We start from the raw sequence: 21836 nt of genomic DNA, 5'->3' as shown, positions 1-21836 counted from the left end.
GATACCAGGGTCAAAAGGTCAGAAAGCCGATGCAAGCTTGCTTGCGAGAGTGCCAAAGCACGTAGCAATCTGGTATCAAAGGGGTCAAAATACCTTTTGACCCCAACATCACATCATTACATAACGTAAAAAAGAGTATGGATGGCAGGATAAAATTGAGAGGATAAAGGGATGAACAAACAGGACCAAATGACAATGCAGGAAGCGGAAAGAAAGATGGAATCTTTGAGGGAAGTGTTTCAGGTTGTCAGACTGGTAGACGGGAAAATGCTGATGGATCGGGAAAAACGGATAAATGCAGGAGATTTATCTGAAACGTGTCAGTGTTACACTTTCTGGAAAAAAGACAAGGAATGCGAGAACTGCAGCTCTCTTCTGGCACTGAAAGAACAGACGCAGAAGATAAAATTTGAATTTCTGGATTTGCAGGTATTTCAGGTGATCTCGCGTTATGTTGAGATTGATGGCAGACCTTATGTTATGGAAATGATTCAGAATCTTGATGAGAGTATTCAGATTGATCAGGAGGGGTATGAGAGGCTGATCAGTAAACTGTCAGGATATAATGAAAAGTTATATACGGATGTACTGACCGGGATATATAATCGGCGTTTTTTTGAAGAAAAGATCAAGAACATGGAGGATGAAGCCGGAATTGCAGTGATCGATCTGGATGATTTTAAGCTCCATAACGATACTTATGGACATAGTGCGGGAGATGCGGCACTTATAACGACGGCGAACATTATCAAAAAATATATTCGGAAGACGGATATTCTGATCCGGTATGGTGGAGATGAATTTTTACTGATCCTGCCTTCGATCAAGAAGCATATTTTTGAGGACAAGCTGAAACTGATCCGGGAAAAGATCCACGATGCGGTTGTGCCGAATTATGAGAAAATGCAGCTTTCGGTCAGCATCGGCGGAGCTATATTCCGCGAAGGCAATATTGAAGATGCTGTTGCCAGTGCTGACAGACAGATGTATATAGCTAAAAATTATAAAAATATGGTTGTCACAGAATGGGATGAAAATGGAAAGAAAAAGGAAGAAAATTCTGCATCAGAAAAACTGAAACAGCAGATCCTTATCGTGGATGATTCGGAAATAAACCGCGAGATTCTGAAAGAGATCCTGAAAGAGGACTACCGGATCCTGGAGGCGGCTAATGGAGAAGAATGTCTGGAACAACTGGAACGGTATGGAACAGGGATTTCTCTGGTGCTGCTCGATATTGTGATGCCGGAAATGGATGGATTTGAAGTCCTTGCTGCAATGAACCAGAATCATTGGATTGAAGATATTCCGGTAATCATGATTTCCAGTGAAGATTCAGATAGCTATATCAGACGGGCATATGAGATGGGCGTCTCAGATTACATCAGCCGCCCGTTTGATGCGAAAATTGTATATCAACGTGTCCTGAACATGATCAAGCTATATGCAAAACAGAGGAGACTGATCCGGCTGGTGACCAGGCAGATTTACGAAAAAGAGAGAAATAACCGGATGCTGATCGGTATCCTGAGCCAGATTGTTGAGTTCAGAAACGGAGAAAGTGGTCGTCATGTGATCCATATCAATCTGATCACACAGCTTTTACTGGAACAACTGGTGAAGAAGACAGGAAAATATCAGCTCTCATGGGAAGAAAGATTATTGATTGCAACAGCATCGGCTTTGCATGATATCGGAAAGGTTGGAATTGACGAGAAAATTCTGAACAAACCGGGAAAGCTTACCAAAGAGGAATTTGAGATTATGAAGACACATACCTTGATCGGTGCACAAATGCTGGATAATCTGGATATGTACCGGAATGAAAAGCTGCTCAAGCTTGCATATGAGATTTGCCGCTGGCATCATGAAAGATATGATGGAAAGGGATATCCGGACGGACTTGTCGGAGAAGAAATTCCGATTTCGGCACAAGTAGTATCGCTGGCGGATGTGTATGACGCCCTGGTGAGTGAACGGGTTTACAAGAAGGCATTTTCACATGAAAAAGCACTGGAAATGATCCAGAATGGTGAATGCGGTACATTTAACCCACTGTTACTTCAGTGTATGACCGAAGCACAGGATAAATTAAAGACAATGATGGAAGTGGCAGAAAATGAATTAAAAGGAGTAGAAAAGACAGAATGAAGGCACTTGTAATTGCAGAAAAACCTTCCGTTGCGCGTGATATTGCGCGCGTACTTAAATGTGGGAAAAAGATAAATGGAGCAATTGAAGGAGAGCGTTATATTGTAACCTGGGGACTTGGTCATCTGGTTACCCTGGCAGATCCGGAAGATTACGATAAAAAATATAAAGAGTGGAAAATGGATGTGCTTCCGATGAAGCCGGCTCCATTTAAGCTTGAAGTAATAAAGCAGACCGGAAAACAGTTCGCAGCGGTGAAAACACAGATTCACCGCAAGGATGTGAATGAGATTATCATTGCTACGGATGCAGGACGAGAAGGAGAACTGGTAGCAAGGCTGATTCTGGAAAAAGCAGGAAGCAAAAAGCCGATCAAGAGGCTGTGGATCTCATCTGTAACGGATAAAGCAATCAGGGAAGGTTTTGCAAAGTTGAAGAACGGGCATGAGTATGATGCGCTTTACGATGCTGCAATGTGCCGTGCCGAGGCAGACTGGCTGGTTGGAATCAATGCAACAAGGGCACTGACCTGTAAATATAATGCGCAACTTTCCTGTGGACGTGTACAGACACCAACGCTTGCGATGATTGCAAAAAGAGAAGAACAGATCCGTAGTTTCATTCCGAAAAGTTATTACGGGATTGCGGCAAAAGGAAAACAGATCACGCTTACATGGCAGGATCAGAAATCAAAGAGTTACCGGTCTTTTGATAAAGAAAAGATGGTTGGACTGGTGAAAAAGCTGGATGGTCAGAAGGCTGTGGTAGAAGAAGTAAAAAAGACGCCTAAAAAGACTTATGCGCCGCTTCTATATGATCTGACAGAGCTGCAAAGAGAAGCAAACCAGAGATTTGGATTTTCTGCAAAAGAAACGCTGAACATCATGCAGAGACTGTATGAGAACCATAAAGTACTGACCTATCCGAGAACGGATTCCAGATATCTGAGCAAAGACATTGTTCCGACGATCAAGGACCGCCTGGAGGCGTGTGGTACAGGACCGTACCGCAAACTTGCGATGACAGCACAGAAAAAGAATCTGAGCGGAAAGCTTGCTTTTGTAAATGATGCAAAGGTATCGGATCACCATGCGATCATCCCAACGGAACAGTATGTGGATCTGAGTCATATGACAAATGAAGAACGCAAGATTTATGATCTGGTCGTGCGGCGTTTTCTTGCAGTACTTTATCCGCCGTTCGAGTATGAGCAGACACAGGTGACAGTAAAGATCGGCAGTGAGACTTTACTTGCATCAGGAAAGATCGTGAAAGCACAGGGGTGGCGGGCAGCATACGAAGAGGAAGTCTATTCGTATGAAGATGAGGAAGAGGCAGCAGCTTATGAGTCTGGAAAAGGATTAAAAGGACAGACACTTCCGGAACTGGAAAAAGGGCAGGAGATTGCAGGACTTACGCTGTCACTGACAGAAGGTAAGACGAAGCCGCCGGCACATTTTAATGAAGCAACGCTGCTTTCGGCAATGGAGAATCCGACTGCCTATATGGAAAGCCATGATAAAGCGATGGCGAAGACGCTTGGTGAGACCGGTGGACTTGGAACGGTTGCGACAAGAGCGGATATTATTGAAAAGCTGTTCAAGAGCTTTTTATTGGAAAAGAGAGGCAAGGATATTTATCTTACCTCGAAAGCAAAACAGCTTCTGGAGCTTGTACCGGAAGAACTGAAGCAGCCGGAGCTTACGGCGGATTGGGAAATGCGTCTGTCGCAGATCGCGAAGGGAAAACTTTCGCGGAAAGTCTTTATGAAGGATATTGATCAGTATACAGATCAGTTGGTCGCTGAGATTAAGACAGGGGATGGTACGTTCCGTCATGATAATCTGACGAACAGTACGTGCCCGCGATGTGGAAAACGGATGCTTGCTGTGAAGGGCAAGAACAGTGAAATGCTGGTCTGCCAGGACAGAGAATGTGGATATCGTGAGACGGTATCACGGACAACGAATGCGAGGTGTCCGGTATGTCACAAGAAGATGCAGCTTCGCGGAAAAGGGGACGGGCAGATTTTTGTGTGCGTGTGCGGGCATAAGGAGAAGCTGACGTCCTTCCAGGAGCGCAGGAAAAAGGAAGGTGCGGGAGTCAGTAAGAAGGATGTGCAGAAATATTTAAGACAGCAGAAGGATGAGCCGGTGAATAATCCGTTTGCGGATGCGCTGGCGAAGATTAAGTTGTAGGGCTGGGTTGGGACGGCGTGTGGAAGTTTTGGCTTTCTGGTGTGTCTCATCGGCTTGATGGTTCCGTTTTGTCCAACATCCAGTCAAAGCCGATTCGAATGCACCAGAAAGCCAACCCTTCCACACGCCGTCCCATTGCCAGACAGAACGTTGTGGTGGGGCGCAGCGATCAGGCACCGTTGGTGCCTGCTGGTCGGTCTGGATTCCCTGCTTTTTTTGTAGCAACATTTTACCGAGATAGCATCCGTAAGATGCAAGCAGGGAGCTGATTGCAATTATTTGAAAAGTCATTTTACACTCCCCTGGAAAAATTTACTGTTTTTGAATGAACATCGGTTTGAACTCATGATATTTTTCAAAATGAGATTCATCTACACGTATGAAAGCAGATCCGATTTTGGCATGAAGATAAGGGATAATATCGCTGTCGTAATTGCAGATGGTGTTGAGTGCAAAGACATGATGATTATCCGGATTGTCCATATATTCGTCATCTTCATTGCCAGCCATGAATCTCCAGCCACTGTCCGGATTTCCTTCTGTTGGCTCTTCGCGGAGCATGTAGCCGACTTTGTAGCCTTCTTTTGTTATCTTATCGGAAACGATACAACCTTCCCCATTCGGCTCGTCCCATTCGATCAGATTTTCAATCGGGATTTCGATAAATCCCTGTTCTTTTTCTGCCATTTTTTTCCAGTATTCTTTTAATATATGAAGTAACGCTTTTGCATCTTCTGTTTCTGTGGCAGAATTGAATTCCTTCATCTCACTGAAGGTTCCAGATTCACTGACGATCCCAAGAAGCCATTTCCCAAAGAAAGATTTCTTGAATTTAAAGATCATACATTTGATCCCATCCTCATCCTCAAAAGAAGCCGTATACTCAATCTTCGCCGGTTTCCGCCCCAGCTCAGCCGGATCAGCCAACCAGTTTTCAAGTTCCTTCATAGCATTCGCAATTTCATTATTCATAACTTGGCACCTCACTATTTATAATAATTCCATGTTGATTGACTTTTTTGTAAATATCAGACCGCCAGTTCACATGCAAAGTCTGAAAAATATACACCTATAATTCAGTATACCATAAACCCAATTATTTCAATATAAAATATGTTCTTTTTACAACCAAAATCCAGTAAAATAAATCCCCACACAATATCCCAAGCCACAGGACGAATGTCCGCCTGGCGCCCGTTCTGAACAACACTCAACTTCGCGAGTAGAGTTCCGGGGCGCTCCTCCCGTCTTGAAGCGCGCAGATTTTCGGGCAATCCTGTTTCCGGGGCATATGCAGGAACGTTACAGGGAGTTAGGGGAAGAAAGCGGCAAGAGGTGGACACCAGCCGTGCCTCCCGCACGACTGGTGAGGACAGCCTGAGCCGCCACTTGCCGCTTCCTTCCCCGTTATCTCCCTGTTACATTCCGAATCCGCCCCGGAAACAGGATTGCCCGAAAATCGTCCCCCCTTCCACACCCAACCCCAGGAACCCCACTCCCCCATACCGCATACACTAAAGCATAGAAAAAAGAAGTGGAAGTGCCAGACATGGACCTGAGATTGCCTTATTATATGATGTATCCCATCCCATACGCATTCGATGAAGACAAAATCCAGCAGCGCGACGGGGAATACCTCCGAAGCATGTATCCAGCAACAGCCAAAAAGATTTACACATATATCCAGGAAGAATGTGACCGTCAGGAATACGAAGGAAGTATGATCTACGATGAGTACCCGGATAAACTCCAGCTCCGTCTGATGTGCCGCAGAGCATATGACCAGGTTATGAAACAGGAAACATGGGAAAAAGAAACCTATACCCCGGAGCAAATCCGGGAAATAGTAGAAATCCTGATGTACCAGGAACTGATGGAAAGAAGAGGAAAAGACAGAAGGCAAAAAGAAAAAACAGTTGCTTCATGCACAGGACTTGTGCTATAATATCGTCCGATATAAAAATGACAGCATCTGAAACAGAGTTTCGGTAAGGAGAGAACCAGGATACATATGAAGAATATTATATTTATCGGAATGCCGGCAGTCGGAAAAAGTACCGTCGGAGTTGTAGTCGCGAAGCGGCTTGGATACGAATTTATTGATACGGATCTGCTGATTCAGAAAAAGGAGAACAGACTTTTGCGGGAGATTATCGCAGAAGAAGGTCTGGACGGATTCTTAAGTATTGAGAATCAGGTCAATCGGGATGTAGAAGCAGAACATGCGGTGATTTCCCCGGGAGGAAGTGTTGTTTACTGTGAGGAAGCGATGAAGCACTACAAAGAGATTGGAACCATTGTCTATCTGCACGCGTCATTTGAAGTCATCAATTCCAGACTGAAGAATGCAAAGAAAAGGGGAGTTGCACTTCGGGACGGACAGACACTGAAAGATTTATATGACGAAAGAGTAGTATTATTTGAAAAATATGCAGATATTACTGTTTCGGAAGATGGATTGGAGCTGGAAGAAACCATTGAAAATGTAATGGAAATTCTGGAAAATCAATAAATTTTTTAAAGAAAATATTACAAAAGTTTTACGAAAATGAAGAAAGCAAGATAAATAATTTTGCAATGCATATAGAATTATGCTATACTGATAAATGATATAGAGAATTATTACGAAAAGCTTCATACAAATCCTGAGAGATCTGGAAAGAATAGAAAGTATGAGGTTTTTTATTCATGAAATAATAAAGAGTATAAATAGAGTGTTTGACAGAAGCATAGAACAGGATATATTTCAGAGGGAAAGAAATCGTTAATTGAGGTGCGAAATGGAACAGTATATTATTAAGGGTGGCAATCCGCTGGTCGGCGAAGTCGAGATCGGTGGAGCAAAGAATGCAGCACTGGCAATTCTGGCAGCTGCGATTATGACAGATGAGACAGTTACTATCGATAACCTTCCGGATGTCAACGATATCAACGTTCTGCTGGAAGCAATCAGCGGAATTGGTGCCGAGGTTGACCGTATTGACCGGCACACAGTCAGAATCAACGGAAGCAATATTGAGAATTTTGATATAGAATATGATTACATCAAGAAGATCCGTGCATCTTATTATCTGCTCGGAGCACTTCTTGGCAAGTATAAGAGAGCAGAAGTTGCTCTTCCGGGAGGATGCAATATCGGAAGCCGTCCGATCGACCAGCATCTGAAAGGTTTTCGTGCGCTTGGTGCTTATGTGGATATCGAGCATGGCAAGATTATCGCAGAGGCAGAGCGTCTGATCGGAAAGCACATTTATTTTGATGTAGTAAGTGTAGGGGCTACGATCAATGTAATGATGGCAGCTTCTATGGCAGAGGGACTTACGATCCTTGAGAACGTGGCAAAAGAACCACACGTTGTTGATGTGGCAAACTTCCTGAACAGCATGGGAGCAAATATCCGTGGTGCAGGTACAGATGTGATCAAGATCCGCGGTGTATCCCGTCTGCATAAGACAGATTATTCCATTATTCCGGATCAGATCGAAGCCGGAACATTTATGTTCGCAGCAGCAGCAACCAGAGGGGATGTAACCGTTATGAACGTTATCCCGAAGCATCTGGAAGCTACGATCGCAAAGCTTGTTGAGATTGGCTGTGAAGTAGAAGAATTTGACGATGCAGTACGTGTTGTATCCAAGGGAGACCTTCACAATACACAGGTGAAGACCCTTCCATATCCGGGATTTCCGACAGATATGCAGCCGCAGATCGGTGTTACACTTGCTCTTTGTAAAGGGACAAGCACGATTACAGAAAGTATTTTCGAGAATCGTTTCAAATATCTTTCAGAACTTGCAAGAATGGGTGCAAATGTCAAGGTTGAAGGCAATGCAGCGACTATCGAAGGCGTAGATAAATTCTCGGGAGCAAGAGTCAGTGCACCGGACCTTCGTGCAGGAGCAGCACTTGTGATTGCAGGAATGGCCGCAGATGGCATTACGATCGTAGATGACATCGTATATATCCAGAGAGGATACGAACGTTTTGAAGAGAAGCTCAGAAGTCTCGGTGCAGTGATCGAGAGAGTTTCTACAGAACGTGAGATCCAGAAATTCAAGTTAAAAGTAGGTTAAGACAGGAATTCCTGTTTTGATAGAACATATTTCCCAAAATGTATATTGACGGAAGGTATGGACAGTGTTATGATGTGTAGCGGTAACAATTAAATACGCTTTCTCTTATTCAGAGTGGTGGAGGTACAAAGGACCTGCGAAGCCACGGCAACCCCGGTAAGCCGGAAGGTGCCAACCTGAGCGAGCAATCGAACAATAAGAGGATTGATGATGAGATATCAGGTCAGTCCTTTGGGGCTGACCTTTAAATTTGCATAGACAGAAGAGAAATTCTGTTTGTCGATTTTCATTATTCCAGAGATAAGAGAGGCAGATACAAAGAAGAAAAGAAAGGAAAAAAGATGGAGAGATTATTATTTACTTCTGAATCAGTAACTGAAGGACATCCGGATAAGATGTGCGACCAGATTTCCGATGCGATTCTGGATGCACTTATGGAGCAGGACCCAATGAGCCGTGTGGCATGCGAGACATGCGCGACTACAGGAATTGTTATGGTAATGGGAGAAATTACTACAAATGCATATGTAGATATTCAGAAAATCGTTCGTGATACTGTTCGCGAAATTGGTTATACAAGAGGAAAGTACGGATTTGATGCTGACACATGTGGCGTTCTGACAGCAATTGACGAACAGTCAAGCGATATTGCCATGGGTGTTGATAAAGCACTTGAAGCAAAGGAACACAAGATGTCAGATGAAGAACTGGAAGCAATCGGTGCAGGAGACCAGGGAATGATGTTTGGATATGCTTCTGATGAGACAGAAGAATATATGCCTTATCCGATTTCACTTGCACATAAGCTTGCAAAGCGTCTTACAGAAGTAAGAAAGAACGGAACACTTCCTTACCTTCGTCCGGATGGAAAATCACAGGTAACTGTAGAATATGATGAAAATGGAGCTCCGGCCCGCCTTGATGCAGTAGTACTTTCTACACAGCATGATCCGGATGTTTCACAGGAACAGATCCATGAAGACGTGAAAAAATACATTTTTGATGAAATCCTTCCGGCAGATATGGTAGATGAGAATACAAAATTCTTCATCAATCCGACCGGACGTTTTGTGATCGGTGGACCACACGGTGACAGCGGACTTACAGGACGTAAGATCATCGTAGATACCTACGGTGGAATGGCCCGTCATGGCGGTGGAGCTTTCTCTGGAAAGGACTGCACAAAGGTAGACCGTTCCGCAGCTTACGCAGCAAGATACGTTGCAAAGAACATCGTAGCAGCAGGAATCGCTAAAAAGTGTGAGATCCAGCTTTCTTACGCAATCGGTGTTGCACAGCCGACCTCTGTCATGGTAGATACTTTCGGAACAGGAAAGATCGCAGATGATAAGCTTGTAGAGATCATCCGTGAGAACTTCGACCTTCGTCCGGCAGGAATCATCAAGATGCTTGACCTGAGACGTCCGATCTACAAACAGACAGCAGCTTACGGTCACTTTGGACGCAACGACCTGGATCTTCCATGGGAGAAGCTGGACAAAGTGGATACTCTGAAAAAATATCTTTAATAACAAGTTCTGGATTTGATCGTTTTAGAAAAAATTTAGAAAATTTTACGGGTGCTTTGATGTGAAGCACCCGTTTTTATGATATGCTATTAGTTATCAGAGAGATTTACGTGAGCGCCAGACGGACGAACCTCAGATGGCGCCCGCGATGAATGGAGGATGAATATAGCATGAAACTAAGGACAAGGCTGGTCATTTCCTTTGTGACGATGATCACGATACCGACCATACTGACGGCGGCATTTATTTTTGGAATTGCGCGCTATCAGATCGGGGTCATTGAGCATACTTACGGAATTACCGGCGAAGAATACAAGGATTTTGCCAATTCTATGAAAGTACTTGGTGATATGCCGGAGATCCAGCAGTTTATTATCAGTGCATGCGTTGCGGTAGTCCTGATCCTGGCACTTACCGCGATGATCATGGTGGTGTGGATTTACGGAAGTATCATCAGTCCGATCCACAAGATGCAGGAAGCCGCCAAGAATGTAGAGGAAGGCAACCTGAATTTTGAAATCAAACCGGAAAAAGATGACGAACTCGGCGAACTGATGCAGGCATTTGAAAAGATGCGGATTCGTCTGAGAGACAATGCAGAGGAGAAGCTGAAGAGTGACCGGGAAAGTAAAGAACTGATCAGCAATATTTCCCATGACCTTAAGACGCCGATCACAGCGATTAAAGGTTATGTAGAAGGAATTCGTGACGGGGTTGCAGATACGCCGGAGAAGATGGATAAATATATCGGAACCATTTACAATAAGGCGAATGAGATGGATACGCTGATCAATGAACTGACCTTATATGCGAAGATCGATACGAACCGGATTCCGTATAATTTTGCACCGCTTTCAGTGAATGATTATTTTAATGACTGTGCGGAAGATATTGAGATGGAGCTGGATTCCAAGAATGTAGAGTTTGGTTATTTCAATTATGTCGAAGGAGATCAGAAGATCATTGCAGATCCGGAGCAGTTAAAGAGAGTGATCAACAACATTGTCAGCAATTCTCTGAAATACATGGAACGAGAGCACGGGCTGATCAACCTGCGGGTAAAAGACGTGGGTGATTTTATCCAGGTAGAGCTTGAGGATAATGGAAAAGGAATCGCAGCGAAGGATCTGCCGAATATATTTGACCGGTTCTACCGGACGGATGCTTCAAGAAATTCATCCAAGGGCGGAAGCGGAATTGGTCTTTCAATCGTGAAGAAGATCATTGAAGATCATGGTGGTAAAATCTGGGCGACCAGCCGGGAAGGTGTTGGCATAGTGATGTATTTTGTAATCAGAAAATATCAGGAGGTACCGATAAATGAGTAAGATTTTAATTGTAGAAGACGAAGAGAGTATTGCAGATCTGGAGAAAGATTATCTGGAGCTGAGTGGATTTGAAGTAGAGGTTGCAAATGATGGACAGACAGGGCTAGAAAAAGCACTTTCCGGTGACTTTGATCTGGTGATCCTGGATCTGATGCTTCCGGGCGTGGATGGCTTTGAGATCTGTCGTAAAGTTCGTGCGGAAAAGAATACACCGATCATCATGGTATCTGCGAAAAAAGATGATATCGACAAGATCAGAGGACTTGGACTTGGGGCTGATGACTATATGACCAAGCCGTTTAGTCCGAGCGAGCTGGTGGCAAGGGTAAAAGCACATCTGGCACGTTATGAGCGGCTGATCGGAAGTGCCGTGGAAGAGAATAAGGTGATCGAGATCCGCGGACTTAAGATTGATACCACTGCACGCCGGGTGTGGGTAAACGGAGTGGAGAAGAATTTTACAACAAAAGAGTTTGATCTTCTGACCTTCCTTGCCAGCCATCCGAACCATGTATACACCAAGGATGAACTTTTCAGCGAAATCTGGGATATGGAATCCATCGGAGATATCGCAACGGTAACTGTACACATCAAGAAAATCCGTGAAAAAATTGAATATGATACCTCAAACCCACAGTATATTGAGACAATATGGGGTGTGGGATATCGATTTAAGATGTAAAACGGATCCCGTGTCAAACGCCTGAACTTGCAATCGTTCGGGCACTTTGATATTGGGACAGAATGATCGAGTAGAAGAATAAAAGGAAAGAGATTACAGTATGATAACCAGTACAGGAAATGCCAGGGTAAAACAGCTTGTTACATGGCAGAAAAAGAGAAAGGCGCGTGATGAAGAAGGCATCTATATCGTAGAGGGGATCCGGATGTACCGGGAAGCTCCGCGTGCGCAGGTGAGAGAGGTTTATGTATCGGAGCAGTTTTACAGCCGATATGGAGAAGAACTGGGACTTTCGGCATGGGGAAGACAGATGGAAATCCTGTCAGATCATGTATTTTCCCACGTGTCAGATACAAAGACACCACAGGGGATCCTGCTTGTGATGGAGCAGAGAAGCTGTGAGATACGTGAGATGCTGGATCTGGATGCGCAGGGAAGGAAACCGCTTCTGATGGTGCTGGATAACCTGCAGGATCCGGGAAACCTGGGAACCATTCTCCGTGCAGGGGAAGCGGCAGGCGTAACCGGCGTGATCATGAGTTACGACTGTGTGGATATTTACAATCCCAAGGTGATCCGTTCAACGATGGGATCGGTTTACCGGATGCCGTTTGTGTATGTAGAGCATTTACCGGAAACTCTGGAAGTACTTGCAGAAGCCGGGATTCATTCCTATGCGGCACATCTGAAAGGAAAGAACAGCTACGATCAGGAGGATTACACAAGAGGGACAGCATTTTTAATTGGAAATGAGGGTAACGGACTTCGGGATGAAGTGGCAGATGCAGCAGAGTGTTATATCAAAATTCCGATGTGCGGAGAGGTAGAATCGCTGAATGCGGCAGTGGCATCTTCGGTATTGATGTTCGAGGCGGCAAGACAGCGCCGGTAGTGATGAGGGGAAATCAAGCGCAAAGGAGAGTGTGATTTGATGAAACCAATAATCGATTTAAATAAAGAATATGGATTGGTATTCGATGGAGGAGGAGCCAGAGGTGCGTATCAGATTGGTGCGTGGCGGGCTCTCTCGGAAGCTGGTGTGAAGATCAGTGCAGTAGCGGGTACTTCTGTGGGCGCCCTGAATGGCGCCCTTGTTTGTATGGGAGATCTGGAGAAAGCAGAACATATCTGGAAAGAGATGGCATTTTCCCGTGTTATGGATGTGGATGAGGAGTTGATGGAACAGTTCTTTGATGGAGAGGCATCCATAAGAGAGATTTTGAAAGGTCTCTGGAAGAAACTTGCAGATGGTGGAATTGATATTACACCGCTTAAGGAATTGATCCATGAGGTTGTAGACGAAGAAAAGATCAGGAAATGCGGAAAAGAATTCTGTCTTCTGACATTTTCTGTATCAGATATGAAAGAGCTGGATCTGAGTATTGAGGATATACCGGAAGGACTTCTGGAGGATTTCCTGCTTGCCAGTGCTTATCTGCTTGGCTTTAAAAATGAACCTCTGCATGGGAAGACCTATATCGATGGCGGGGCGGTCAATAACGTGCCGACCGGGTCTCTCTTAAAAAGAGGCTATAAGGATCTGATCCAGGTGAGGATCTTCGGACCGGGAAGAGTGCCGAGGACAACGATCCCGGAGGATGGTTCCCTGCTGGAGATCGAACCGAGAGTCGGACTTGGCAGTATTCTTGAATTTTCATCAAAGCGGAGCCGCCAGAACCTTAAAATCGGTTATTATGATGCAAAAAGGGCACTCTACGGGCTCACTGGATCGATTTACTATATTGAAGAAACGCGAGAAGAGTGTTATTATGTAGAAATAATGAAGCTTTTGAGCGAACTTGAAAAGACGGAATATCGTTTTAAATTAAAGCTGCCGATCGGCTGCGCAGACAGAGAACTGTTCTATGGAATGCTGGAGGCAAGTGCAAAGCTCATGAGAATTCCAAAATACAATATTTATACAGCAGATGAACTGTGGAATGAGACAAGCAGAAAGTACGAGACTCTTACAGATGAGGGAAAAGAAAAACTGCCGAAATTCGTCCATGCGATTGCAAAGCTGAGAAAGGACTACAAGATGAATTTAAAAGGAAGAAGTTTTTTGAAACTGGAAGATTATACACCGGCAGAGATTGAATATCTCGTTGACCTGGCAGGTGAGTTAAAGGCAAAGAAGAAAGCAGGAATTAAGGGACACAGCCTGGAAGGAAAGAACATTGCCCTTATTTTTGAAAAACCGTCTACAAGAACCAGATGTGCATTTACCGTAGGTGCACAGGATGAAGGTGGAATCCCGACATACCTTGCAGGTAACGAGATCCAGTTAGGTGATAAAGAGAGTATCGAAGATACAGCACGTGTGCTTGGAAGAATGTTCGATGGAATCGAATTCCGTGGATTTGAACAGAGATACGCAGATGTACTTGCAGAGTACAGCGGAGTTCCGGTATGGAATGGTCTGACAGATGCAACACATCCGACACAGTGCCTTGCCATGTTCCTTACCATGAAAGAAGAATTCGGTCATCTCAAAGGACTGAAAGTGGCATACCTTGGAGACGGACGTAACAATGTTGCCAACAGCCTTCTGGTAGGATGCGCAAAGGTTGGTGTAGATGTAGCGATCGTTGCACCAAAAGCGCTCTGGACTTCGGAATCCCTGTGGAAGAGATGTGAAGAATATGCAAAAGAATCCGGAGCTAAGATTGAGATCACAGAAGATCTTGACGGTGTAAAGGGAGCAGATGTTATTTACACAGATGTATGGATTTCCATGGGTGAAGAAAAGAAAGAACAGGAAAGAGAGCGTCTCGGAAAGCCATATCAGGTAAATACAGCTCTGATGGAACGTACGGGAAAAGATACTACAATCTTCTCACATTGCCTGCCGGCGATCAAAGAAAAAGAAGTTACCGAGGAAGTATTTGAAGGACCACAGTCAAGAGTATTTGATGAAGCTGAGAACCGTCTGCATACAATCAAGGCAGTTATGGTTGCAACTTTAGGAGAGAACGAATAATAAGCATGAAAGCAGAGATATTAAAGATGCTCCGGCAGAGCGATGGGTATCTGTCGGGGCAGCAGCTCTGTGACCACTTCCAGGTGTCCAGGACTGCTGTGTGGAAAGCAATCAATCAGTTAAAAGAAGAAGGCTATGAGATCGAAGCCGTGAGAAACAAAGGTTATCGCATTGTGGATATTCCGGATCGGATTACCGCAGATGCGATAAAAAGTTGTCTGGAGACAAAATGGATGGCGAAAAATCTGGAGTATTATGACGAGATCGATTCGACCAATAACCGGGCCAAAGCACTTGGCGAGGCCGGAGGTGCGGATGGAACTCTTTTTGTTGCGGAGACGCAGACGGCGGGAAAAGGAAGGCGCGGCAGATGCTGGCAGTCACCGGCAGGCAGTAGTATTTCCATGTCGATTCTGTTACGACCAAAGATGAATCCATCAGATGCACCGATGCTGACGCTTGTCATGGCATATGCATCGACGATAGCCCTGCGTGAAAAGACCGGGCTGGATATCGGGATCAAATGGCCGAATGACCTGGTCGTGAATGGAAAGAAGATCAGCGGAATCCTGACAGAGATGAGTGCAGAGATCGATTACATCAATCATGTGGTGATCGGAATCGGAATCAATGTCAATATGGAGTCCTTTCCGGAAGATATCGCAAAGACGGCGACTTCGCTGCGGATCGAAGCCGGAAAAGAATTCCGCCGGTTTGAGCTGATCGCTGCGATCATGGAGCATTTTGAAAAAGCTTACGAAGCGGTCTGCGAGGCGGGAAGTCTGAAGCCGATCATGGAAGACTATAACCGTCTGCTGGTGAACTGTGGACGTCGGGTACGGGTGCTGGAACCGGAACACGAATACGATGCACTGGCACTTGGAATTGACAAGACCGGGGAATTACAGGTAGAATGTGAAGACGGAAGCAGAAAGTCTGTTTTTGCCGGAGAAGTTTCGGTACGTGGAATTTATGGGTATGTATAGAAGGAGTATTTATGTATCAGGATAAGATCGTATTATGCGGAGCAAACTCTTACGAAGAAAAATTTTATATGAATCCGGATTTTGATAATCTGCCGCAGCACATCAAGGATGAACTGAAGATCATGTGTGTGCTGTATGTACATGACGTGGGAGGAATCCTGACGCTTGTATTTGAAGAGAATGGAGAGCTGGAATTTGAAGTCACAGCAGCAGAAGGCGATCCGATGTTTGACGAGATCGGAAGCCGACTGAAGATCAAAGAGATCCAGACGGACGAGAAAAAGCAGGAGCTTCTGACACAGCTTCAGCTTTACTACAAAGTATTTTTCCTGGGGGAAGAGATCGAATGATAAAGACACTGACGATAGGAAATGTAGAGCTTCCGAACCGTTATGTGCTGGCACCGATGGCAGGGGTAACAGACCTGCCATTTCGTCTGTTATGCAAGGAACAGGGAGCAGGACTGCTGTGTATGGAAATGATCAGTGCAAAGGCACTCCAGTATAAGAATAAGAATACCAAGGCGCTGCTTGCGATTGATCCAAGAGAATACCCGGTATCACTTCAGCTTTTCGGGGAAGATCCGGACATCATTTCCGAGCAGGCAAAGCGGATCGAAGAACTTCCATTTCAGATCCTGGATATCAATATGGGCTGTCCGGTTCCAAAGGTCGTGCGCAATGGAGAAGGTTCGGCGCTACTGAAGGATCCGAAGCGGATCTATGATATTGTATATAAGACAGCGAGAGCGATCAGGAAACCGGTGACGATAAAGATCCGCAAAGGATTTGACGATACCTGTATCAATGCACCGGAGGTTGCGAAGATCGCAGAAGAAGCAGGTGCAGCGGCGATTGCAGTACACGGAAGGACCAGAGAACAGTATTACTCCGGAAATGCAGACTGGGAGATTATCCGTAAGGTGAAAGAAGCAGTGAAGATTCCTGTAATCGGGAATGGAGATGTGACAAACGGACAGAAGGCACTGGATATGTTTGAGCAGACCGGCTGTGATGGTGTGATGATCGGAAGAGGCTGCCAGGGAAATCCATGGATTTTCCGGGAACTGCTGGCGTATGAAGAGACCGGTTTCTTGCCGGAAAGACCGAGTGCAGAGCAGATCCGGGAAACAATGCTGCGTCATGCAAGACTGCAGATCGAGTTCAAGGGAGATTATATCGGAATCCGTGAAATGCGCAAGCATGTGGCATGGTATACCAAGGGAATGCAGGGTTCTGCGAAGCTCAGAGATGAGATCAATCAGGTGGAAAGTTATGAAGAACTGGAGAACCTTTTAATGGAAAAAATCGGATAGACATAAAACGTGTTCTTTCGCATGAGAGAATGCGTTTTTGCATATATTAAACCAGCAAAGAATTGTTGACACAGCCGCCGGAAATATGTATAATAATGAAATTGTGAAAGTAGCTTTAAATGCGGATAAAATCAGTATCTGCGGCTTGAATAGAAAATGATTTGTCAGTAAGTAAGGAGAATTATAATGGAAGCAAAGAAAACATTACTCACCTATACAGGACTTAAGAAACTGGAAGATGAGCTTGAAAATTTAAAAGTTGTGAAAAGAAAAGAAGTGGCAGGAAAGATCAAAGAAGCCAGAGAACAGGGAGACCTTTCAGAGAACGCTGAGTACGATGCAGCAAAGGACGAGCAGCGTGATATCGAAGCACGTATCGAAGAACTTGAGAAAATCCTCAAGAATGCAGAAGTTGTAGTAGAAGATGACGTGGATCTTGATACCATCAACATCGGATGTACAGTAGATGTATATGATAAAGAATTTGAAGAGGAAATCGTATTCCAGCTGGTAGGTTCTACAGAAGCAAACAGCCTAGAAGGTAAGATTTCCAATGAATCTCCGGTAGGAAAAGCCCTGATCGGTAAGAAAGTCGGAGACGTAGTATCAGTTGAGACACAGGCAGGAGTTATTGAGTACGAAGTACTGAAAATCAACCGTTCAGTATAAGACGATATACAGCAGAGAGAAGGAGTGAAAAAAGTGGCAACACAGCAGAACAATGGACAGGAACAGGATTTGAATCATTTAAGAAAGGTGCGCCGTGAGAAACTTGCAGAACTGCAGGCAAACGGACAGAATCCTTTTGAGATCACAAAATATGACGTAACACATCACAGCCAGGAAGTCAAAGACAACTTTGATGAACTGGAAGGAAAGCATGTTGTACTCGCAGGACGTATGATGTCCAAACGTGTGATGGGAAAAGCATCTTTCTGTAATGTGCAGGATTTACAGGGAAATATCCAGTCTTATGTAGCAAGAGACAGTATCGGGGAAGAAGAATACAAAGCATTCAAGAAGATGGATATCGGTGATATCGTAGGACTTGAAGGGGAAGTATTCAAGACAAAGACAGGAGAGATCTCCATTCATGCATCTGCTGTAAAGCTCCTCTCAAAGAGTCTGCAGATCCTTCCGGAGAAGTTCCATGGACTGACAAACACAGATACTCGTTATCGTCAGAGATATGTGGATCTGATCATGAACCCGGAAGTAAAGGATACCTTTATTAAACGTTCCAAGATCCTTACTGCAATCCGTAAATATCTTGGAAATGAAGGCTTTATGGAAGTAGAGACTCCGATGCTTGTACAGAATGCCGGAGGAGCAGCTGCAAGACCGTTCGAGACACATTTCAACGCCCTGAACGAAGATCTGAAGCTCCGTATCTCTCTGGAACTTTACCTGAAGAGACTGATCGTTGGTGGTCTGGAAAGAGTATATGAGATCGGACGAGTATTCCGTAACGAAGGTCTTGATACAAGACATAACCCAGAATTCACTCTGATGGAACTTTACCAGGCATACACAGACTATCATGGCATGATGGATCTGACAGAAAACCTGTATCGTTTCGTTGCACAGGAAGTTCTTGGAACTACTCAGATTGTATATAAAGGAATCGAGATGGATCTCGGAAAGCCGTTCGAGCGTATCACAATGGTTGATGCAGTTAAGAAATATGCAGGTGTTGACTGGAATGAAGTAGAGACACTGGAACAGGCAAGAGAGCTTGCGAAAGCACACAATCTTGAATTTGAAGAAAGACATAAAAAGGGTGATATTCTGAATCTGTTCTTCGAAGAATATGTAGAAGAGCACCTTCTTCAGCCGACATTTGTTATGGATCATCCGGTTGAGATCTCACCACTTACAAAGAAGAAACCGGAAAATCCGGACTATGTAGAACGTTTCGAGTTCTTCATGAACGGCTGGGAAATGGCAAATGCTTACTCAGAGCTGAATGACCCGATCGATCAGAGAGAACGTTTCAAAGCACAGGAAGAACTGCTTGCACAGGGTGATGATGAAGCCAACACAACAGATGAAGACTTTATGAACGCACTGGAAATCGGTATGCCGCCTACAGGTGGTATCGGATTTGGTATCGACCGTATGTGTATGCTTCTGACAGGGGCTGAGGCAATCAGAGATGTGTTGCTGTTCCCAACAATGAAGTCCCTGGACGCTGACAAGAAGGTGAATAAGACTTCCGAAGCAGCTCCTGCAGCTGCAGAAAAAGTTGCAGAGAAGGTTGATTTCTCTAACGTAAAGATCGAGCCAATCTTTGAAGAAATGGTTGATTTTGAGACATTTGCAAAATCTGATTTCCGTGCAGTTAAGATTTTAGCTTGTGAAGCAGTACCGAAGTCAAAGAAGCTTCTGAAGTTTACATTAGATGACGGAGAACGCAAGGATCGCGTGATTTTAAGCGGTATCCACGAGTATTACGAGCCGGAAGAACTGGTTGGTAAGACAGCAATCGCTATCGTGAACCTGCCACCGAGAAAGATGATGGGAATTGATTCCGAAGGTATGCTGATCTCAGCAGTACATGAGGAAGACGGTCACGAAGGACTGAACCTTCTGATGGTAAATGACAGAATCCCGGCTGGTGCAAAGCTGTACTAAGAGATAAATAGAAGATGAGATAGAAAAAAGAGTCATAGCATACGATTTGCAGTGGCTCTTTTTTGCAAATAGTATCAAATAAGAAGCCCAGTCTGGGAGGAGTAAAATGCTGAATATATATTTAGGTGATATGCCGGAAGCAATTTATCATCCTCCGACATATTTCGATAACACATATGAGGATGAATGGATTACAAATTCCTTATCAGTGAAAATGATAAAAGATGTAGACAAATCAGATGTAATTGGTACACATTTAATTGAGAGTCCGATACTTGGTCCTATTTCACCAAAGGAATTATCTGGGGGAGTAAAGACGCTGATGCTGATGGCGTTTGATGAAAATGAGAGAGTGTTTAATGCTTCTGCATGTGGTGATAATTGTTCAAAATGGATTTTACAAATTGGAGAAGCAAAAGAACTGACGATCAATCTGCGTCATATCATGAATTTTGGGAAAGATGCATTTGAAGCGAAAATTTTGAATACAGGGCAGACCGTCCATAATATGAAAGAATTTGTGGAGATTGCCGGAGAGTATGTATAGGTGATAATGAATGAAGGGTAGACACCGGGTAATTGTAAAAAATAATAAACTGCATTATGAATTTGAAATTAAAAGGAATATCACGATCATAAAAGGAGATAGTGCGACGGGAAAGACAACTCTGATTAATATGATCCGGCAATTTGCGAACATGGGTAATTCGAGTGGGATCGATGTGATCTGTGATGTTCCATGCAGGGTGCTTGAGGGAATAGACTGGAAACTGATTTTGCAGAATATTTCGGGAAATATTGTTTTTATAGATGAAGAAAATGCATTTATACGTTCGGAAGAATTTGCATCAGCGATTCAGAAATCGGATAATTATTTCGTGATTATTACAAGAGAAAATTTATATAATCTTCCATACAGTGTTGAAGAAATTTACGGTCTTTACTCATCTGGGAAATATCAGAATACACGCCGTGTTTATCAGCAGATGTACAGAATTTATTCCGGAATGGACAGGCTCTCGGTACAACCGGAGAAAATAGTTGTTGAGGATTCCAATTCGGGATATGAATTTTTCAAGTTTGTAGCAGATGAAAATGATATGGAATGTGAAAGTGCCGGTGGAAAAACAAAGTTGTATTCTGTTTTAAAGGAGAAGCAGGGTGAAGTCTGTGTGATTGCGGACGGAGCTGCAATAGGGGCTGAAATGGAGAAACTTTATGGACTGGCACAGGAGAATGTAAATGTGAAATTATATTTACCAGAATCATTTGAATGGATTATTCTAAAATCAGGTTTGATTGCGTCAAAAGAGATTGAAAAGATTTTAGAGGAACCGGAAAATTATATAGATAGCAGAGAATATTTTAGCTGGGAAAGATATTTTACGCATTTGTTAATTCAGTTGACGGAAGGAACATACTTTAAATATCAGAAAAGCAGACTGAATCCAGTGTATTTGCATGAGAAAAATAAAAAGCAGATAGTAGATGGGATGGAAGGGGTGAAATTGGGGAAATAAGTTTACTAATAAAGTAAGTGTGCAGGCTCAGAAGGGAATAATTTTTATATGGTGAGATACAAGAAAAAATTAGAGGATGATATACGGTGTCCTCTTGAATATGGACTGGCAATATTTGGCGGCAAATGGAAGTCGCGCATTATATGTGTGCTATCTGCTAATGAAAAATTGCGATATAGCGAACTTCGCAAAGAAATGTACAATATCACGGATGCTGTATTGGCTGCGACATTGAAAGACTTGATAGAAGATGGAATTATTGACAGAAAATTTTATGCATATTGAAGGAATGCCTGAAGATAAAAATAATGTGCCATTTTACACAAAATATGGGTTTTCGGTTATGGAGAATGGATCGGCAATCCAGATTTGCAATTTCGGCTCTTGTGAGTAAGGACGGTGCATGGGATTACATAAAGCCAATAGAGGATTCGTCAATC

General features: G+C 43.9%; 19 protein-coding genes and 1 riboswitch. Of the genes, 18 read left to right on the top strand and 1 reads right to left on the bottom strand.

What is annotated here, in order from left to right; translation table 11 throughout:
* Positions 1-171 precede the first annotated feature (171 nt).
* Both G4407_RS04625 and G4407_RS04620 read left to right on the top strand, forming a co-directional pair.
* Entirely contained in the window at positions 172-2151 is a 1980-nt protein-coding gene (locus G4407_RS04625) for a diguanylate cyclase (RefSeq protein WP_173687940.1), read from the top strand.
* Entirely contained in the window at positions 2148-4349 is a 2202-nt protein-coding gene (locus G4407_RS04620) for a DNA topoisomerase III (protein ID WP_173687939.1), read from the top strand. Before G4407_RS04625 ends, G4407_RS04620 begins: the two co-directional genes overlap by 4 nt.
* Positions 4350-4661: 312 nt before the next feature.
* Here the strand turns inward: G4407_RS04620 and G4407_RS04615 are convergent, their stop codons facing one another.
* Complete coding sequence (locus G4407_RS04615) at positions 4662-5321, bottom strand: DUF2185 domain-containing protein (protein ID WP_173687938.1); 660 nt, start codon at positions 5319-5321, stop codon at positions 4662-4664.
* Between the two features lie 577 nt (positions 5322-5898).
* Here G4407_RS04615 and G4407_RS04610 point away from each other — a divergent pair.
* The 16 genes from G4407_RS04610 (at position 5899) to G4407_RS17145 (ending at position 21681) form a co-directional block, all read left to right on the top strand.
* On the top strand, positions 5899-6294 hold the full coding sequence (locus tag G4407_RS04610) for a hypothetical protein (RefSeq protein ID WP_173687937.1): 396 nt from the start codon (positions 5899-5901) through the stop codon (positions 6292-6294).
* A 66-nt stretch (positions 6295-6360) separates the two neighbouring features.
* Entirely contained in the window at positions 6361-6861 is a 501-nt protein-coding gene (locus tag G4407_RS04605; protein WP_173687936.1) for a shikimate kinase, read from the top strand.
* 268 nt (positions 6862-7129) lie between these two features.
* Positions 7130-8422 carry a UDP-N-acetylglucosamine 1-carboxyvinyltransferase gene (locus tag G4407_RS04600; RefSeq protein ID WP_008370094.1) on the top strand — a complete coding sequence of 431 codons (1293 nt, stop codon included), beginning with the start codon at positions 7130-7132 and terminating at the stop codon, positions 8420-8422.
* A gap of 102 nt (positions 8423-8524) precedes the next feature.
* Positions 8525-8624, top strand: a riboswitch (SAM riboswitch).
* A 139-nt stretch (positions 8625-8763) separates the two neighbouring features.
* On the top strand, positions 8764-9951 hold the full coding sequence (metK, locus tag G4407_RS04595) for a methionine adenosyltransferase (protein WP_173687935.1): 1188 nt from the start codon (positions 8764-8766) through the stop codon (positions 9949-9951).
* A gap of 170 nt (positions 9952-10121) precedes the next feature.
* Entirely contained in the window at positions 10122-11279 is a 1158-nt protein-coding gene (locus G4407_RS04590; protein ID WP_173687934.1) for a sensor histidine kinase, read from the top strand.
* On the top strand, positions 11272-11961 hold the full coding sequence (locus tag G4407_RS04585; protein ID WP_173687933.1) for a response regulator transcription factor: 690 nt from the start codon (positions 11272-11274) through the stop codon (positions 11959-11961). Before G4407_RS04590 ends, G4407_RS04585 begins: the two co-directional genes overlap by 8 nt.
* A 100-nt stretch (positions 11962-12061) precedes the next feature.
* Positions 12062-12853, top strand: a complete 792-nt coding sequence (locus G4407_RS04580; RefSeq protein WP_173687932.1) for a TrmH family RNA methyltransferase — start codon at positions 12062-12064, stop codon at positions 12851-12853.
* Positions 12854-12892: 39 nt separating this feature from the next.
* Positions 12893-14941, top strand: a complete 2049-nt coding sequence (gene argF, locus G4407_RS17005; protein ID WP_173687931.1) for an ornithine carbamoyltransferase — start codon at positions 12893-12895, stop codon at positions 14939-14941.
* A 5-nt stretch (positions 14942-14946) separates the two neighbouring features.
* Entirely contained in the window at positions 14947-15927 is a 981-nt protein-coding gene (locus G4407_RS04570; protein WP_173687930.1) for a biotin--[acetyl-CoA-carboxylase] ligase, read from the top strand.
* A gap of 11 nt (positions 15928-15938) precedes the next feature.
* Positions 15939-16277, top strand: a complete 339-nt coding sequence (locus G4407_RS04565) for a DUF6145 family protein (RefSeq protein WP_173687929.1) — start codon at positions 15939-15941, stop codon at positions 16275-16277.
* Positions 16274-17242 carry a tRNA dihydrouridine synthase DusB gene (dusB, locus tag G4407_RS04560; protein ID WP_173687928.1) on the top strand — a complete coding sequence of 323 codons (969 nt, stop codon included), beginning with the start codon at positions 16274-16276 and terminating at the stop codon, positions 17240-17242. The genes G4407_RS04565 and dusB overlap by 4 nt, the downstream gene beginning before the upstream one ends.
* 186 nt (positions 17243-17428) lie before the next feature.
* Entirely contained in the window at positions 17429-17911 is a 483-nt protein-coding gene (gene greA, locus G4407_RS04555; protein ID WP_173687927.1) for a transcription elongation factor GreA, read from the top strand.
* Positions 17912-17944: 33 nt separating this feature from the next.
* A complete protein-coding gene (lysS, locus tag G4407_RS04550) occupies positions 17945-19876 on the top strand; it encodes a lysine--tRNA ligase (protein ID WP_173687926.1) in 1932 nt (643 codons plus the stop codon).
* A 106-nt stretch (positions 19877-19982) separates the two neighbouring features.
* Positions 19983-20423 carry a DUF4869 domain-containing protein gene (locus G4407_RS04545; protein ID WP_173687925.1) on the top strand — a complete coding sequence of 147 codons (441 nt, stop codon included), beginning with the start codon at positions 19983-19985 and terminating at the stop codon, positions 20421-20423.
* Between the two features lie 10 nt (positions 20424-20433).
* Positions 20434-21396 carry a translation initiation factor 2 gene (locus G4407_RS04540; RefSeq protein ID WP_173687924.1) on the top strand — a complete coding sequence of 321 codons (963 nt, stop codon included), beginning with the start codon at positions 20434-20436 and terminating at the stop codon, positions 21394-21396.
* A gap of 48 nt (positions 21397-21444) precedes the next feature.
* Positions 21445-21681: a winged helix-turn-helix transcriptional regulator gene (locus G4407_RS17145; protein WP_173687923.1), complete on the top strand. Its 237-nt coding sequence runs from the start codon at positions 21445-21447 to the stop codon at positions 21679-21681.
* Positions 21682-21836 lie beyond the last annotated feature (155 nt).

The sequence above is a fragment of the Allocoprococcus comes genome, from assembly GCF_013300725.1.
GTDB lineage: Bacteria > Bacillota > Clostridia > Lachnospirales > Lachnospiraceae > Allocoprococcus > Allocoprococcus comes_A.
The sequence above is the reverse complement of the archived record's forward strand: the minus strand, read 5'-3'. Positions and strand labels throughout refer to the sequence as shown.

What these genes read in the sequence shown, in the direction of transcription:
- G4407_RS04625 (WP_173687940.1), top strand. Translation starts at nt 172, where the DNA reads ATGAACAAACAGGACCAAATGACAATGCAGGAAGCGGAAAGAAAGATG.
- G4407_RS04620 (WP_173687939.1), top strand. Translation starts at nt 2,148, where the DNA reads ATGAAGGCACTTGTAATTGCAGAAAAACCTTCCGTTGCGCGTGATATT.
- G4407_RS04615 (WP_173687938.1), bottom strand. Translation starts at nt 5,321, where the DNA reads ATGAATAATGAAATTGCGAATGCTATGAAGGAACTTGAAAACTGGTTG.
- G4407_RS04610 (WP_173687937.1), top strand. Translation starts at nt 5,899, where the DNA reads ATGGACCTGAGATTGCCTTATTATATGATGTATCCCATCCCATACGCA.
- G4407_RS04605 (WP_173687936.1), top strand. Translation starts at nt 6,361, where the DNA reads ATGAAGAATATTATATTTATCGGAATGCCGGCAGTCGGAAAAAGTACC.
- G4407_RS04600 (WP_008370094.1), top strand. Translation starts at nt 7,130, where the DNA reads ATGGAACAGTATATTATTAAGGGTGGCAATCCGCTGGTCGGCGAAGTC.
- metK (WP_173687935.1), top strand. Translation starts at nt 8,764, where the DNA reads ATGGAGAGATTATTATTTACTTCTGAATCAGTAACTGAAGGACATCCG.
- G4407_RS04590 (WP_173687934.1), top strand. Translation starts at nt 10,122, where the DNA reads ATGAAACTAAGGACAAGGCTGGTCATTTCCTTTGTGACGATGATCACG.
- G4407_RS04585 (WP_173687933.1), top strand. Translation starts at nt 11,272, where the DNA reads ATGAGTAAGATTTTAATTGTAGAAGACGAAGAGAGTATTGCAGATCTG.
- G4407_RS04580 (WP_173687932.1), top strand. Translation starts at nt 12,062, where the DNA reads ATGATAACCAGTACAGGAAATGCCAGGGTAAAACAGCTTGTTACATGG.
- argF (WP_173687931.1), top strand. Translation starts at nt 12,893, where the DNA reads ATGAAACCAATAATCGATTTAAATAAAGAATATGGATTGGTATTCGAT.
- G4407_RS04570 (WP_173687930.1), top strand. Translation starts at nt 14,947, where the DNA reads ATGAAAGCAGAGATATTAAAGATGCTCCGGCAGAGCGATGGGTATCTG.
- G4407_RS04565 (WP_173687929.1), top strand. Translation starts at nt 15,939, where the DNA reads ATGTATCAGGATAAGATCGTATTATGCGGAGCAAACTCTTACGAAGAA.
- dusB (WP_173687928.1), top strand. Translation starts at nt 16,274, where the DNA reads ATGATAAAGACACTGACGATAGGAAATGTAGAGCTTCCGAACCGTTAT.
- greA (WP_173687927.1), top strand. Translation starts at nt 17,429, where the DNA reads ATGGAAGCAAAGAAAACATTACTCACCTATACAGGACTTAAGAAACTG.
- G4407_RS04545 (WP_173687925.1), top strand. Translation starts at nt 19,983, where the DNA reads ATGCTGAATATATATTTAGGTGATATGCCGGAAGCAATTTATCATCCT.
- G4407_RS04540 (WP_173687924.1), top strand. Translation starts at nt 20,434, where the DNA reads ATGAAGGGTAGACACCGGGTAATTGTAAAAAATAATAAACTGCATTAT.
- G4407_RS17145 (WP_173687923.1), top strand. Translation starts at nt 21,445, where the DNA reads ATGGTGAGATACAAGAAAAAATTAGAGGATGATATACGGTGTCCTCTT.